We start from the raw sequence: 14,397 nt of genomic DNA, 5'->3' as shown, positions 1-14,397 counted from the left end.
ACCGGCTGGTCGGACGGCACGTTCCGCCCCTCCGCACCGGTCAACCGCGATGCGATGGCGACGTTCTTCTACCGCTACGCCGGCTCGCCGCACGTTGATCTGCCCGTGACCAGCCCGTTCAAGGATGTGCCCGCCGATAGCCAGTTCTATCGCGAAATCACCTGGCTGGCCTCAACCGGCATCAGCACCGGTTGGCCCGACGGCACCTACCGCCCGGTGACCCCCATCGCCCGCGATGCGATGGCGGCGTTCATCTACCGCTACAGCGAGAAGGTGGCGAACCTCGCCGGACGCTAGACGGTAGCTAACCGGTAGCAAACGGTTCGGGTCCTCTCCCACCTCCTGCATGGGGTGGGAGAGGTACCTGGAACCTCTCAAGTTTTGGTGGCGGTTTCACCGGCGGATGCACTCACTCGTCGTCTGCCGGTGGGGCCGCCTCCGCGCATCACCGATACACAACCACAGAGCACACAGCACTATCGAAAAATAGAAAATCCGAAGGAGGATTCCATGACAACGCCTCATGCGCCACGCCGCAGAATGAAGGCTGTCGGTGCGACCGGTTTGAGTGCAGCTCTTGCCCTTACTCTCGGCGTTCCCGCCACTTTCTCTGCAGCTCACGCTCAGAGCCCCCAGCAGGTCGAAGGAAGCACTGCGAGCGCATCCGGTGACGCTGCCTCGCGTATCAGCCCGGGCCTGCAGAAGGCTGAAGGCCAAATCACCGTGTATGTGCAGTTCAAGGGCAAGGGTGCGTATGAGCAGACCCAGTCCGCGGCTGTTCTGGCACGTAAGGAGGCGCCGGCGAACCGTCAGGCGCAGGTGCAGGCTATTGCAGCTCAGGTGCAGTCGCAGGCTCAGTCTGTGGCGGCTGCTTCTGGCGCGAAGCTGATGTACACCACGCATAATGCGATGCGTGGTGCGGCGATTACTGGTGATGCTACGCAGATTCGTGCGTTGGCGGAGCGCCCTGATGTGGAGCGTATTTCGCCGATTATCGCGAAGGAGCGCATGAACTCCGGCAGCGAGATTGATACGAAGACTCTTGCCACGTGGACTCGTGAGAATACGGGGTACACGGGTAAGGGCGTGAAGATTGCGGTTGTTGACTCTGGTGTTGACTATACGCACGCTGATTTTGGTGGCCCCGGTACGGTGGATTCGTACCTGAAGGCTAAGGCGATGACGGAGCTTCCGTCCGCTGATTCGGGCCTGATTGATCGTAATAAGTTCATTGGCGGCATTGACCTGGTCGGTGATGACTACAATGCGTCGGTGGCTGAGAAGTCGACTCCGCAGCCGGATAATAACCCGCTGGATTGCCGCCCGGATGGTTTCGGTTCTGGCGGTCACGGCACGCACGTGGCGGGTACTGCCGCCGGTTATGGTGTGACGGCGAACGGTACGACTTACCGTGGCGATTACAAGAACCTGACGGAGGAGCAGCTGAAGGGCATGTCCATTGGCCCCGGTACTGCTCCTGAGGCTCAGATTTTGGCGATTCGTGTGTTCGGTTGCTACGGCAATTCGAGTGTTGTGATGAAGGCGCTCGATACCGTGATGGACCCGAATGGTGACGGTGATTTCTCTGACCGCGCCGACATTGTGAACCTGTCGCTCGGTGGCGAGTTCGCCCCGGCTGACGACCCTGAGTCGTACATGATTGATACGATGGCGCGCCAGGGTGTGTTCACTGTGGCTGCTGCCGGTAACGCCAATAACTACAACGGTGTGGGTGACACCTACTCCGATTCGGGTAGCCCGGCGAATGCTGCTGCGGCGCTGTCGGTGGCGAACGCCTACGGCTCCACTCAGCCGATTGACCGTGCCCGCGTGACCACGAAGACTGGTTTGGAGTGGTTGCAGGGTGATTATTCGGTGAACTTCGATTATTCGAAGGCGTCCGCTGATCAGTTGCGCGGCGAGGTTGTTGCCGCGCCGAAGCGTAACCGTTACGCTTGCGAGGCTTTCACCGCTGAAGAGGCGAAGGCTTTGAAGGGTAAGTGGGTTTACTTCGAGTGGGATCAGGACGACTTGTCGTTCCCGTGCGGTTCGAAGGTGCGTTTCGATAACGTTCAGGCTGCCGGCGGTGTTGGCGTGGTGATGGCCGGTAAGGCTGAGCGCTACACGATCGGCATTGGTGGTAATACGACCATTCCGGGTCTGCGTCTGACTGCTTCTTCAACGAAGGACCTGGAGAAGGCTCTGGCTGCCGGTCCGGTGACCGTCGAGATGAACCTGGACTACAAGGCTTCGGGCCGCGGTCCTCACTCGCACGCTTTTGATTTGAATTCCTCGAGTGCTCGCGGTCAGCACGGTTCTGACGGCTTCATTAAGCCTGACCTTGCGGCACCGGGTACTGAGATTGTGTCTGCCGCTGTGGGCACGGGTAATAAGGGTGTTTCCTTCACCGGTACCTCCATGGCGACCCCGCACGTGACCGGTATCGCCGCCCTCGTGATGCAGGCGCATCAGGATTACAACCCGCAGATGATTAAGGCTGCGCTGATGAACGGCGCGTCCACCCCGATCAAGAATGAGCAGGGTGCGCAGTACGCGGTGGATCGTGTGGGTACGGGCATGGTGAATGCTCGCGCTGCCGTGGACGCGAAGGTCATTGCGTACGATGCGAAGACCCCCGAGCGTGTTTCGACCGCGTTTGGTGTGCTGGAGTACACCCCCGATTCGGGTATTCAGACTGTTCAGCGTGAAATCGTGCTGGACAACACCGATTCGCAGGCTCACACCTACACCCTGAGCTACGAGGCAAGCACGACCATCCCGGGTGTGGAGTACTCCTACCCGCAGCAGGTGAGCGTGGGTGCCGGTGAGCGTAAGAACGTGACCGTGACCGTGCGTATTGACCCGTCCAAGCTGGAGAAGACCATGGACCCGGCGATGAGCGCCGACCAGGTCGCTCAGGACTGGACGACCGGTAAGACTCTGATTGCCGGTAAGCGCCAGTACATTGCGAGCGCTTCTGGTCGCCTGATTTTCTCTGAGAATGGCCGAGAGGCGATCCGCCAGTCGATTCACGTGGCACCGAAGCCTGTCTCGAAGATGCGTGTTGATGCGTCCCGTATTGATTACAAGGGCATTGCCGATAAGGAGTCCACGGTGACTCTGCGCGGTACGACCCTGAACCAGGGCGGCTACCGTTCGCTGCTGGGTGCGTTTGAGCTGGGTGCGGTCAGTGACCGTATTCCGACCGGCCAGCTGAAGCTGCCGTCGAACCAGGCTGTTGACCTGCAGTATGTGGGTGCCGCTTCGGACGCTCCGGCGTTGAAGGCAGCCGGTAAGAACCCGAACGATGGTTCTCTGTTCTTCGGCATTTCGACCTGGGGCACCTGGGACAGCATGCACTGGGGCCGTCAGGTACAGGTGCAGATTGATACCACCGGCGATTCGAAGGCCGACTACACGCTCGAGGTGACCCGAGAGAAGGGCCTGGACTACCCGCTGGTGAAGGTCTGGTCCATCTCCGGTAACGCATCCACCGTGGTGGCTCGCTACCCGCTGAACAACGCCTGGGGTGACACGGACACCAACATCATGGACACCAACACCATGATTCTGGGTGTGCCGCTCAAGGACCTGGGCCTGACCGCTGAGAAGGCTCAGAGCATCAAGTACACGGTGCAGACCGACACCTGGTACAACGAGGGCAACTCCTACGTGGACACCACCTCGGCTATCGAGTACTCCCCCTTCAAGCCCGGTGTTTGGTTCACCGGTGAGGAGTCGGGTATGCCCGGCCTGTTCGTGGACCGTGACGGCGGTCAGCTGACCGTTCACCGCAAGAACAACAACAAGGAGCGTCAGGCTCTGTTCCTGCACATGCACAACGCGACCGGTGACCTGAGCGGCCGTAAGACCGCTAACGGTGTTGCCGACGGTGACCGCGCACAGGTCGTGGACGTTCCGCGTACCATCCACGAGGCACGCTTCAGGGATGTTCCGCCGGAGAACCAGTTCTACCGCGAAATCACCTGGATTGCCTCGCACCAGATTGACCGCGGCTACCCGGACGGCACCTTCCGCCCGCTGAACAACATGGACCGCGCCACCATGGCAGCGTACTTCTACCGCATGAGCGGCTCGCCGCAGTTCACCGCCCCGAGTACGCCCAGCTTCAAGGACGTTCCGCTCAACCACCCCTACTACAAGGAGATTGAGTGGATGAAGGCCCAGGGCATCACGACCGGCTGGTCGGACGGCACGTTCCGCCCCGATTCCTCGGTGAACCGTGACTCGATGGCCGCGTTCTTCTACCGTTACGCAGGTTCGCCCGCGTACGAGGCTCCCGCCCAGGCCCGTTTCACGGACGTTTCGACGGATAACCTGTTCTACCGCGAGATCAGCTGGCTGGCCTCGCAGGGCGTGACCACCGGCTGGCCCGATGGTTCGTTCCGCCCGGTGGAGCCGGTGCACCGCGACGCTATGGCGGCGTTCGTGTTCCGCTACAGCACGAGTGTGCTGGGGTACAGCGCCGACCAGTAGTGAGGCCCGGCTGACCTGCTGACCGGCTCACCGCGTAGGCAGGGGTGCCGCCCCGGCTGAGGTGCCGGTGAGTCACGGCTGGTTCCGGTCAGCGGCTAATTCTGGTCAGCGACTGATTCCGGTCATGGGCGAGGGGGTCGTACCGCGCGCAGCAATGCTGCCCGGTACGGCCCCCTCGCCGTTGTTACGTTCCGCACCGCGGTGTTTCACGAGTCTGACTAGGTTAAACACCCCTCTCCTTGAGACAATGGTGAGGGTTCTTTCAGCGCCCGCTTGAACCCCGTCGTTGAAGCACGGGCTGAAGACCCCCTAGAAACACACCATTACAAGAGAATCAAGGAGCATTCAGTGGCTATTCTCCCTGAAGCTACCCCCGCTCCGAAGGGTTCGCGGCCACCGCGAGGACTTCGGCGCGTAGCCCGCGGCTGCGGCGCCCTAGTGCTGGGCCTGACCCTCGGGCTGACTTCCCTGCCCTTCGGAACCCAGGCGTACGCCGCACCCGGCGTGGTGCGCGGCGACGTGGATGCGCCGCGTAGCGCATCCGCCGAGACGCCGAACCCGACCGAGGTGCTCTCCCCCAGCCTGGACGGCGCAACCGGCGAACGCGCCGTGTTCGTGCGCTTCAAGGGTCAGGGTGCGTACGCGCAGACCCAGCCGGATGCGGTCCGCTCCCGCGCGCAGGCCCCCGTAAACGCGCAAGCACAGGTGCAGGCAATCCGCGCCAGCGTGCAGCAGCAGGGCGCCTCCGCCGCGAAGGAATCCGGCGCGCAGGTTCTGTACACCACCCACAACACGATGCGCGGCGTGGCGCTCTACGGTAACGTCGAGCAGATTCGCGCGCTGGCGAACCGTTCCGATGTTGAGCGCATCAGCATCATTGAGGACATGGCGCCGCAGAACACCGGTTCCGTGCTCGATACCGATACCCTCTCCGTGTGGGCTCAGCAGCACGCACAGAACACCGCCTCCACCGGCTACACCGGCAAGGGCGTGAAGATTGTCGTGCTCGATACCGGCATCGACTACACTCACGCCGATTTGGGCGGCCCCGGCACTAAGGAGGCCTACGAGAAGGCAAAAGCCTCCGACACGATTCCCGAGGGCACCTACGACCCGAAGAAGTTCCTGGGCGGCTACGACCTGGTCGGTGACGACTACAACTCCGCTAAGAAGGAGACCTCCACTCCCCACCCGGACGCGAACCCGCTGGACTGCGGCGGCCACGGTAGCCATGTGGCCGGTACCGCGGCGGGTTACGGCGTGAACGCGGACGGCTCGACCTTCCGCGGCGACTACTCCAAGCTCACCGAGGAGCAGCTCAAGGACATGAAGATCGGCCCGGGCTCCGCACCGGAGGCCCAGCTGATTGGCCTGCGCATCTTCGGCTGTAAGGGCACCACCGCGTTCGTTCCCCTGGGCCTTGACCGCGTGCTCGACCCCAACGATGACGGCGACTTTTCGGACCGCGCCGACATCGCGAACCTGTCGCTGGGCAACGAGTTCGGCGTGTTCGACGAGACCGTGAACTACGCGGTCGGTTCCCTCTACCGCGAGGGCATCCTCTCCGTGGTCGCGGCGGGTAACGCCAACAACTACAACGCCGTGGGCGATACCTACTCCAACTCGGGCGGCCCCGGCACCAGCGCCTACAGCCTGACCGTGGCGAACTCGATTGGTTCGACCCAGATGGCTGACCGCGTGAAGATTCTCTCCCCCGCGAACGAGGCGGACACCTACGGCGACTACTCGGTGAGCTTCGACTACTCGAAGGCGACCGAGGAGCAGCTGCGCGGCACCGTGGTGCGTGCCGCAACCCGCAACCGCTACGCGTGCGAGGCCTTCACCGAGGAGGAGGCCGCGGCGCTGAAGGGCAAGTGGGCCCTCATCGACTGGGCTGAGGCCGACGGCACCGCACCCTGCGGTTCGCGCGTGCGCTTCGATAACCTGCAGGCTGCCGGCGCGACCGGCGTGGTCATCGCCTCCGACACGGAGGTGGGCGACACCGCTATCGGCGGCAACTCCGCTATTCCGGGCGTGCGTCTGGCCAAGAGCCAGGTGGAGCGTCTCTCCTCCCAGATTGATTCGGGCAACCTGACCCTGCAGCTCGGCGAGAACCTGCGCGAGTCGATTCGCGTGCAGAACGGCAAGCTGGATCAGGCGAACACCTCGACCGCGCGCGGTATGCACGGCTCGCACGGCATCACGAAGCCGGACGTTGCGGCACCGGGCACGAACATTTCCTCGATCCTGGTTGGCGGCGGTACCGAGGCAACCGTAAAGACCGGTACGTCCATGTCCACGCCGTTCGTGGCGGGTGTTGCGGCGCTGATTATGCAGGCGCACCCGGAGTACGGCCCGCGCATGATTAAGACCGCCATCATGAACACCGCCGACCACCGCATGCAGGACGCCTGGGGCAACCCCTACGCGGTGGACCGCGTGGGTACCGGCCGCATCAACACGCGTGCGGCGGTGGCCGACCGCGTGATGCTGTTCAACGCCGCCCGCCCCGAGCAGGTTTCGGATACCTTCGGCGTGGTTGAGTACACCCCGAACGCCGGCGTGCAGACCCTGCAGCACCGCGTGAGCGTTGAGAACACCGATTCGGTCGCGCACACCTACGCCGTATCTTACGACGGCAGCACGAGCATCCCGGGTGTGGAGTTCTCCTACCCGCAGTCGGTATCGGTGGGTGCCGGCCAGACCGCCACGTTCACCGTGACGGTGCGCATCGACCCGTCGAAGCTTGAGAAGACCATCGACCCCTCGATGTACCCGACCCAGGATTCGCTGAACTACTCGACCGGCATGGTGACCATTTCGGGTGCCCGCCAGTACATTGCGAGCGCCTCGGGCCGCCTGATCCTGACCGATGCTGATTCCTCGGCCGCGGTGAAGACCCTGCGTATGCCCCTGCACGTGGCCCCGAAGCCGGTGAGCGCGCTGCGCGTGGCCGGTGCGGATATCCACTTCGATTCGAACGGCGCCGGTGCGTTGGAGCAGCGCCTGTCCGTTGAGGGCACCGCCGTGAATCAGGGCGGTTACCGCTCCCTGCTGGGTGCCTTCGAGCTGGGCGCTTCGAGCCCGCGCATCCCGACCGCGAAGCTGGGTGTGGGTTCGGATTCCCGCATGGACCTGCAGTACGTGGGTGCCACCTCGAACGTGGCGGCGCTGAAGGCTGCCGGTCAGGACACCTCGCAGGCGCAGCTGTCCTTCGGTATTTCGACCTGGGGTAACTGGTCGGAGGTGACCCCGCGCGGCACCTACTACGTCTTCATCGACACCGATAAGGATGGCACGACCGATTACCGCCTGCAGACGGTGCGCGAGAAGGGCCTGGACTACCCGCTCGTGAAGGTTTCGCAGCGCGGCCTGGACGGCAAGTGGCACGCAATCGCCAACGCCCTGTACCCGCTGAACGGCACCTGGGGCGATACCGATACGAACATCATGGATTCGAACACCCTGGTGATGAGTGTTCCGCTGAGCGTTCTGGGCCTGGACCCCGAGGCTGAGTCGACCGAGATTTCGTACTCGGTGACCACCGCGAGCGCGTTCTCCGCTACGACCGTGGTGGATACGACCGAGTCGGTGTCGTTCAACTACGCCACCCCGGCGCTGTGGTTCAGCGGCGATTCGGCGGGCGTTCCGAACCTGTTCGTGGATGCGCCGGGCACGAACCTGGTGGCGCACCGCAGCGGTGAGGCGAAGGGCTCTGCCCTGTTCCTGCACATGCACAACGCGACCGGCGACCTGTCGGGCGTGAACGGGGCGGCCGGTGAGCGTGCTCAGGTTCTGCGCGTGTCGTCGTCCTCCGAGGCTCCCGCCGAGAGTGCGCATTTTAAGGATGTTCCGGCGGATTACCCGTTCGTGAACGACATTAACTGGCTGGCTCAGCGTCGCATTACGACCGGCTACCCGGACGGCACGTTCCGCCCGAACGGTTCGGTGGAGCGCGGCGCGATGGCGGCGTTCTTCTACCGCATGGCGGGTTCGCCGCAGTTCACCGCGCCGAGCACCCCGAGCTTCAAGGATGTGCCGCGCGACCACCCGTTCTACAAGGAGATTGAGTGGATGCGCGCCCGCGGCATTACGACCGGCTGGTCGGATGGTACGTTCCGCCCGAATGATGCGGTGAACCGTGACGCGATGGCGGCGTTCTTCTACCGTTACGCGGGTTCGCCGGCATATTCGGCTCCTGCGGTATCGCCGTTTAGCGACGTGTCGACCGGCAGCCAGTTCTACCGCGAGATTGCGTGGTTGGCCGATCAGCGGATTACGACGGGTTGGCCGGATGGTTCGTTCCGCCCGGTTCAGCCGATTGAGCGTGGCGCGATGGCGGCGTTCCTGCACCGCTACAACGTGCGCGTGCTGAATAACCGCTAGTCGGATGCGGATGTGAGGGCCGTGTCGGGGTAGAGTTTTCTGCCCCGACACGGCTCTTTCTGTGGGCTGTTATGTCTGCGGCGTAGACTTAGGTTATGCGTGAATTACAGGTTCAGAACGGCGAGGATGAGACGCTGTCAGCTACTCGGGACGCCCTCGACCAGGAGGAGCTTCTGAACGCGGCGGCGGACTTCGTTGACCGTTATGAGAGCGTCTTTGAAAATCTAAGCCACTGATATTCCTTTGAAAGAAATACCCCCGGTGGATGCCGTACGCATCTGCCGGGGGTATTTGCTTGCCTCACTCTGCCCGAGGCGGCCTAGTTAGCGCCGGCGGGCTTCTTTACGGTTGAGCTTCTCAATGGCGGCTTCCACCTTGGACTTGCGGTGATTCAGCTTCCAGAAGCTGAAAGACTGCAGCAGGGTACTCTTACCTATCTCCACGAGGGAAGGCAGCCCCTGCCGGATGAGTGCCTCATTGATTTCTTCCTGGGTGGCGCCCTGCTCCTTCATCTGCTCGATGAGGATGTTCGCCTCCGCGATTTTCCCGGAGGTGAGCGGGTGGTTTTCGAGGCTGGTTTCGATGTCTACGAGCTCGTCGTAGAGTTCAGTTTTTGTTTTTGCCATGGTGCTGTCTTCACCGTCCTTGGTTGACGTGTTCTGTGGCGTAGCGGGTGTGGGGGCGTTTTCCCTCATCAGCGGCTATTTTGAACGGCATTTGAACCGTATGTTCATGCTAACAACCGCGCGGGTTGCCGCGCAGGGTTTTTACCTGTGAGTACACTGCGTATTTGTGGAACTAGCGGGAGGCCAAATCTCCACTGAACCCGCCGCGTGCGCCGCGCTGAGCGCACCGTGTGGAACACTACCTCGCCTCCCTCGGCGGTTCACCGCGCTGGCTATAAGGTGGAGCGTACACTTAAGTCATGCGTGAATTACAGGCACAGATCATCCGTGAAATGGGCGTCAAGCCCAACATGACCGAAGAGCAGGCACGCGAAGAAGTGGAGCGCCGCATCCAGTTCATCTGCGACTACCTGGAAGCCACCGGAAGCCGCGGCCTGGTACTGGGCATCAGCGGCGGTATCGACTCCACCCTGGCGGGTCGCCTCTGCCAGCTGGCGGTCGACCGTCTCAATGAGCGCGGCCGCACCACTGAGTTCGTGGCGGTGCGCCTGCCCTACCGTGTGCAGCACGACGAAGAGGACGCGCAGGAGGCGCTGCGTTTCATCCAGCCCAACCGCTCCCTGACCTTCAACATTGCCGAAGCCGTGGATGGTTTCGACACCGCCTACACTGCCGCGACCGGCGAGCAGATCAGCGATTTCAACAAGGGTAATGTGAAGGCGCGCGCCCGCATGATTGCCCAGTACGCGATTGCTGGCGGCCCCGGCTACCTGGTGGTGGGTACCGACCATGCGGCGGAGTCCATTACGGGTTTCTTCACGAAGTTCGGTGACGGCGGCGCGGACCTGCTGCCGCTGTACGGCCTGAATAAGCGCCAGAACCAGCTGCTGCTGCGTGTGCTGGGTGCGTCTGAGCGTCTGTGGGCTAAGCCGCCGACGGCTGACCTGCTGGACGGCGTGCCCGGCCGTACCGATGAGGATGAGCTGGGTCTGACGTACCCGCAGATTGATGACTACCTGGAGGGTAAGGAAATCGACGAGGCGGCCGCTGCGAAGCTGGAGCAGATTTACCTGCGTAGCCGCCATAAGCGCACCACTCCGGTAACGATTTTTGATTCCTGGTGGAAGAACTAGCGCTTTACCGCCGTAAAACTAACGTAAAAGCTCCGGGCTCCTATGCGGGAGTCCGGAGCTTTCGTGTAAACGCTGACTGCGTAGGTGCTCGCCGCGTAGGTGCTGGCGAGCGCTCGCGTTCAGAGGCGTTTATGCCTTCGATGCGGCGGCAGCCTGAACGTCCGAATCCTCTGAACCTTCAGCTTCTACCTCAGGCTCAGCGGGCGGTACCTTCGCGCCACCCGTGGCGAGGAACAGCACCAGGCCCAGCGCGCAGGCGAGCACCTGGGTGAAAGGGAACGCCCAGGTCAGGCCCTTAAAGCCGAACCACATGTTGCCGAAGTACACGGCGGGGAAGAACAGCAGCGCAATGCCGAGGGTCATCAGCATTGCCGGGCCGCCCTTACCGGCCGCCTGGAACCAGGAAACAAACACGATACTAACCGCATTGAACACGGCGGCAAGCATCAGCGCGACCAAGACCTCTTCGCCGGTGGAGACCAGGCGCTCATCACCAACCACGGCAAGCAGTTCGCGGCGGAAAATCAGCACCGGGATAGTGAGCGCCACGGAAGTTGCCACGGACAGGATCGTTGCGGTGCGCAGCGCCTGCTTCACGCGGGCGCCGTTGCGGGCACCGTACGCGTAGGCGTACAGCGGGATACCGCCCATGCACAGGCCCATGCACAGCATTTCGGGCACCATGTTCAGGCGCATTGCCAGGCCGAACGCCGCCACGGTGTCGTCACCGTAGGAGGCGGCGAGGTTGTTCAGCAGCAGGGCGGCGAAGATCAGGTTGAGGCTCTGAATGAGTTCGGCGGCACCGACCGCGACCACGGGCTTGATGATGGCGGGGTCGAGGGAGAAGTCGCGGATGTTCGCGGAGAAGTTCTCGCTCTGACGCATCAGGAACAGCAGGTAGTACAGCATGGATGCGCCGTTCGCCAGCAGCATCGCCCAACCGGCACCGGCGATGCCCATGCCCATGACGGCGATGAACAGCACGTCGAAGATGCAGGTGACGACGGTGCCGACGATGATGCCGTACATGGACTGCTTGGCGTAACCTTCGGAGCGCACGAGCTGTTCGAGGGTGAACATGCCGATGGCGAGGGGCGCGCCGAGGAACATGAGGTGCACGTAGATGCGGGTCGGTTCGTAGGAGCCGCCGGATGCACCCATGATGCCGGTGATCGGGTCGGCGAGGATGAAGCCGATAGCCGCCGCGATAACACCGGCGCCGAGCGCCGAGTAGAGGGCGAAGGAGGTGACGCGGTGAATTTCGTGGGCGGGCTGGCCTTCACCGAGCTTGCGGGAGGCGAGGGTTGAGGAGCCCAGGCCGAACAGGCCTGCAATCGCCATGATGACGCCGAAGACGGGCACGCCGTAGCTGGTGGCGGCGAGGTCTTCGGTGCCGCCGTAGTGGCCGACGAAGTAGGAGTTCACCACGTTGTAGACGCTGGTGATGGCGAGGCCGAGTGCCATGGGCACGCCGAGGGAGAGGAGCGCCTTGAGGATGGGGGCGTCTTTGAGCAGGTAGATGTTCTGCGGGTCTTCGCTTACGCCGTGCGGGCGGTGTCCTGCGGCGGGTGCGTTGTTGTTGGGGGCGGGGTTTTCGGAGGCACCGTTTTTAGGCGCGTTGTTTTCAGTCTGCTGAGGTGTCATCGATTCTTGTGGTTCTGGTCTGTGTTGCGTCCGGTGCGCGATGAATGACGCGGTAAGAGGCGTGGTTCGCGCGAAAAACGGGCTAGTGTATTGTACCGCCTTCACGTGGTGGTGAGTCTAGAGGTTTAGGCATAAAAAGTAACGAGGCGCCCCTCCCCCGCTGTTGGGGGTGGGGCGCCTCGCCTCATACGTATCGCATGTAGGAGTGTGAGCTATTCGAGCTCAACCGGACCAAGCACGCGAACCTCCTCAATATCCAGGATTTCCTGAATCGCGTGGAGCACATTCGTGTCGATTATGCGCTCATTACGCAGGCGCTTGAGCACGCTGCGTTGCTTCTCCAAATGCCGCAGGCGCAGCTCTTTCTCAAGGTCGCCCGCTTCAATAATGCGGCGGGCTTCTTCCGGCGCATTCGCACCGTCTTTACGAACGGCGTGCAGGTTGCGGTGTATACTCGCGTTGTACATCTGTTCGTCGGCAATGCGGTCGATAATCCACTGTGGTGCACCAATTTCCTGGCCGATCTCAGCCACAGAGTCGAAGGACTCGGCAATGATCGTGCGGATTGCTTCATTAATCTCATCTTCTTCGGTGGTATCAACCGGAATTTTCGCCCACCTAATAACGAGCGGCAGGAGCATCCCCTGAACCACCATCGACAGCAGAACCACGCCCGCAACAACAAAGATAATAAAGTCACGCGCGGGAACATCAGTCGGCACGGAGAGAGCCACCGCGAGGGAAACACCGCCGCGCAGTCCCGCAAAGGTACTCACTACACGGCCACGGAAAGTTGTGCGCAGCTGCTTCTGTTTTTCTGAACGGTCAAGGGCACGAATAATACCGATCGAGACGTGCAGGAAAATAAAACGCGCCGCAATGGAAACAAGCCATGCCACCACAATCACGGCGAACGTCAAAGCCCACGCATAGTTGTATTCACGAAGAACATCATCCACAGGCGCTGTGGCGCTGGGCAGCTGAACACCCACGAGCACGAAGAGCGCACCGTTCATGACATAGGAGACAAACGACCAGATGGGCAGACCGTAGAAACGGTTTTGGGGTTTGATGGTATCCGGTCCGCGATAGGTCAGGTAGAAAGCGGCGACCACCACAGCCACCACTCCGGAACCTTTCATGCCCTCAAAAGGCTCGATCTCTTCAGCCAGGAAGAAAGCAATAAACGGCACGGTAAACATGAACACGCTGAAGTTCATGGGGTTGCCGATGTGCGCACGCAGCTTATCTACACCCCATCCGACGGCCAGGCCAACGAGAGTTCCAATCAGGAACGAGAAGAAGAACATTCCGGATGCAGTCCCCAGGGTAAGTTCATGACCACCCGCAAGCTGCAGGGCGAGTGCGAAAAGAACTAGGGTGGTGCCGTCGTTAATGAGTGCTTCCGCTTTAAGGGTGGTGATGGAAGATTTGGGGAGTTTGCCGTTGAGCGTTGCCACGGCCACAGCATCGGTGGGGGCGAGCGCCACACCGATAATCAGCGCCACATGCCACAGGTAGACGCCCATAAATGTGTGAAGCACCCAGGCGATAACGAACGCCGTGAAAATTACGAGCACCGTGCCCGAGAGCAGAATGCCGCGCAGACGAGCGCGCGCCTCACGCCAGGAGGTGTTTCGGGTCTCCCAGAACAGCATCACGGGCAGGAAGATTTCGAGAATCACGTGCGGTGGCAGCCCGACCTCGCGCACCTCGTGCATGGCGTGAACGGGGATGAGCGCCAGCACAAGCCCCAGGAAAATGAGCAGAATGGCGGGGGTTATCCGTATTTTATGGGCGAGGATATTACCCAGAAGAATTGCCAGCGATAGGGCAATGATGACTTCAAGCAATTTGGTGTGTTCCTTTTGGATGTGGCGGCTGGTTCATGGTGTGCGTCTGATAGACGGCTGATGTCCGCGAGTGTGCGGGTGCCAGGGTGCCCAAAATGTTTTGCTCGTTCCCTGGGCCGTGAGGCTTCCGCATGAGGACGAGTGCGGGCGTAGCTTCTGTATTTTACCGATGTTCTGTGCGGGTGAGTAGATGCTCACCGTGAGCAAAATCTTGCCTTATGGCCGCTCGGGGTGTGAGTTTATGGGAGGCGACCTGCG

General features: G+C 61.8%; 8 protein-coding genes. 5 read left to right on the top strand and 3 right to left on the bottom strand.

Going from position 1 to position 14,397, the window contains the following annotated elements:
- The 4 genes from HMPREF2674_RS05760 to HMPREF2674_RS09410 form a co-directional block, all read left to right on the top strand.
- Nucleotides 1-297 (top strand): S-layer homology domain-containing protein (locus tag HMPREF2674_RS05760; protein WP_141761810.1); only part of this gene is annotated, 297 nt, incomplete at its 5' end.
- A gap of 213 nt (nucleotides 298-510) precedes the next feature.
- Nucleotides 511-4,497 (top strand): S8 family serine peptidase, encoded by a 3,987-nt coding sequence (locus tag HMPREF2674_RS05755; RefSeq protein WP_070825083.1) that lies wholly within the window; start codon nucleotides 511-513, stop codon nucleotides 4,495-4,497.
- A gap of 348 nt (nucleotides 4,498-4,845) precedes the next feature.
- Nucleotides 4,846-8,883, top strand: a complete 4,038-nt coding sequence (locus tag HMPREF2674_RS05750; RefSeq protein ID WP_049333875.1) for a S8 family serine peptidase — start codon at nucleotides 4,846-4,848, stop codon at nucleotides 8,881-8,883.
- Nucleotides 8,884-8,978: 95 nt separating this feature from the next.
- Nucleotides 8,979-9,119: a hypothetical protein gene (locus tag HMPREF2674_RS09410; RefSeq protein ID WP_161799349.1), complete on the top strand. Its 141-nt coding sequence runs from the start codon at nucleotides 8,979-8,981 to the stop codon at nucleotides 9,117-9,119.
- An 87-nt stretch (nucleotides 9,120-9,206) separates the two neighbouring features.
- Here the strand turns inward: HMPREF2674_RS09410 and HMPREF2674_RS05745 are convergent, their stop codons facing one another.
- On the bottom strand, nucleotides 9,207-9,509 hold the full coding sequence (locus HMPREF2674_RS05745) for a recombinase (protein ID WP_070825151.1): 303 nt from the start codon (nucleotides 9,507-9,509) through the stop codon (nucleotides 9,207-9,209).
- Nucleotides 9,510-9,808: 299 nt separating this feature from the next.
- On the opposite strand from HMPREF2674_RS05745, the gene nadE reads away from it, so the two are divergent.
- Nucleotides 9,809-10,642 (top strand): ammonia-dependent NAD(+) synthetase, encoded by an 834-nt coding sequence (gene nadE, locus HMPREF2674_RS05740; protein ID WP_070825082.1) that lies wholly within the window; start codon nucleotides 9,809-9,811, stop codon nucleotides 10,640-10,642.
- Nucleotides 10,643-10,771: 129 nt separating this feature from the next.
- Here nadE and HMPREF2674_RS05735 read toward each other — a convergent pair whose 3' ends face one another.
- Both HMPREF2674_RS05735 and HMPREF2674_RS05730 read right to left on the bottom strand, forming a co-directional pair.
- Nucleotides 10,772-12,286, bottom strand: coding sequence for an MATE family efflux transporter (locus tag HMPREF2674_RS05735; protein ID WP_070825081.1), 1,515 nt, complete (start codon nucleotides 12,284-12,286; stop codon nucleotides 10,772-10,774).
- A 212-nt stretch (nucleotides 12,287-12,498) separates the two neighbouring features.
- Nucleotides 12,499-14,139, bottom strand: coding sequence for a Na+/H+ antiporter (locus HMPREF2674_RS05730; RefSeq protein ID WP_049356104.1), 1,641 nt, complete (start codon nucleotides 14,137-14,139; stop codon nucleotides 12,499-12,501).
- Between the last annotated feature and the right edge of the window lie 258 nt (nucleotides 14,140-14,397).

The organism is Rothia sp. HMSC062F03, assembly GCF_001836905.1.
GTDB classification, from domain to species: Bacteria; Actinomycetota; Actinomycetes; order Actinomycetales; family Micrococcaceae; genus Rothia; species Rothia mucilaginosa_A.
The sequence above is the reverse complement of the archived record's forward strand: the minus strand, read 5'-3'. Positions and strand labels throughout refer to the sequence as shown.

Bases quoted from the DNA above. Each gene is read 5' to 3' on its own strand.
- HMPREF2674_RS05735 (WP_070825081.1), bottom strand. From the start codon at position 12,286: ATGACACCTCAGCAGACTGAAAACAACGCGCCTAAAAACGGTGCCTCC.
- HMPREF2674_RS05755 (WP_070825083.1), top strand. From the start codon at position 511: ATGACAACGCCTCATGCGCCACGCCGCAGAATGAAGGCTGTCGGTGCG.
- nadE (WP_070825082.1), top strand. From the start codon at position 9,809: ATGCGTGAATTACAGGCACAGATCATCCGTGAAATGGGCGTCAAGCCC.
- HMPREF2674_RS09410 (WP_161799349.1), top strand. From the start codon at position 8,979: ATGCGTGAATTACAGGTTCAGAACGGCGAGGATGAGACGCTGTCAGCT.
- HMPREF2674_RS05745 (WP_070825151.1), bottom strand. From the start codon at position 9,509: ATGGCAAAAACAAAAACTGAACTCTACGACGAGCTCGTAGACATCGAA.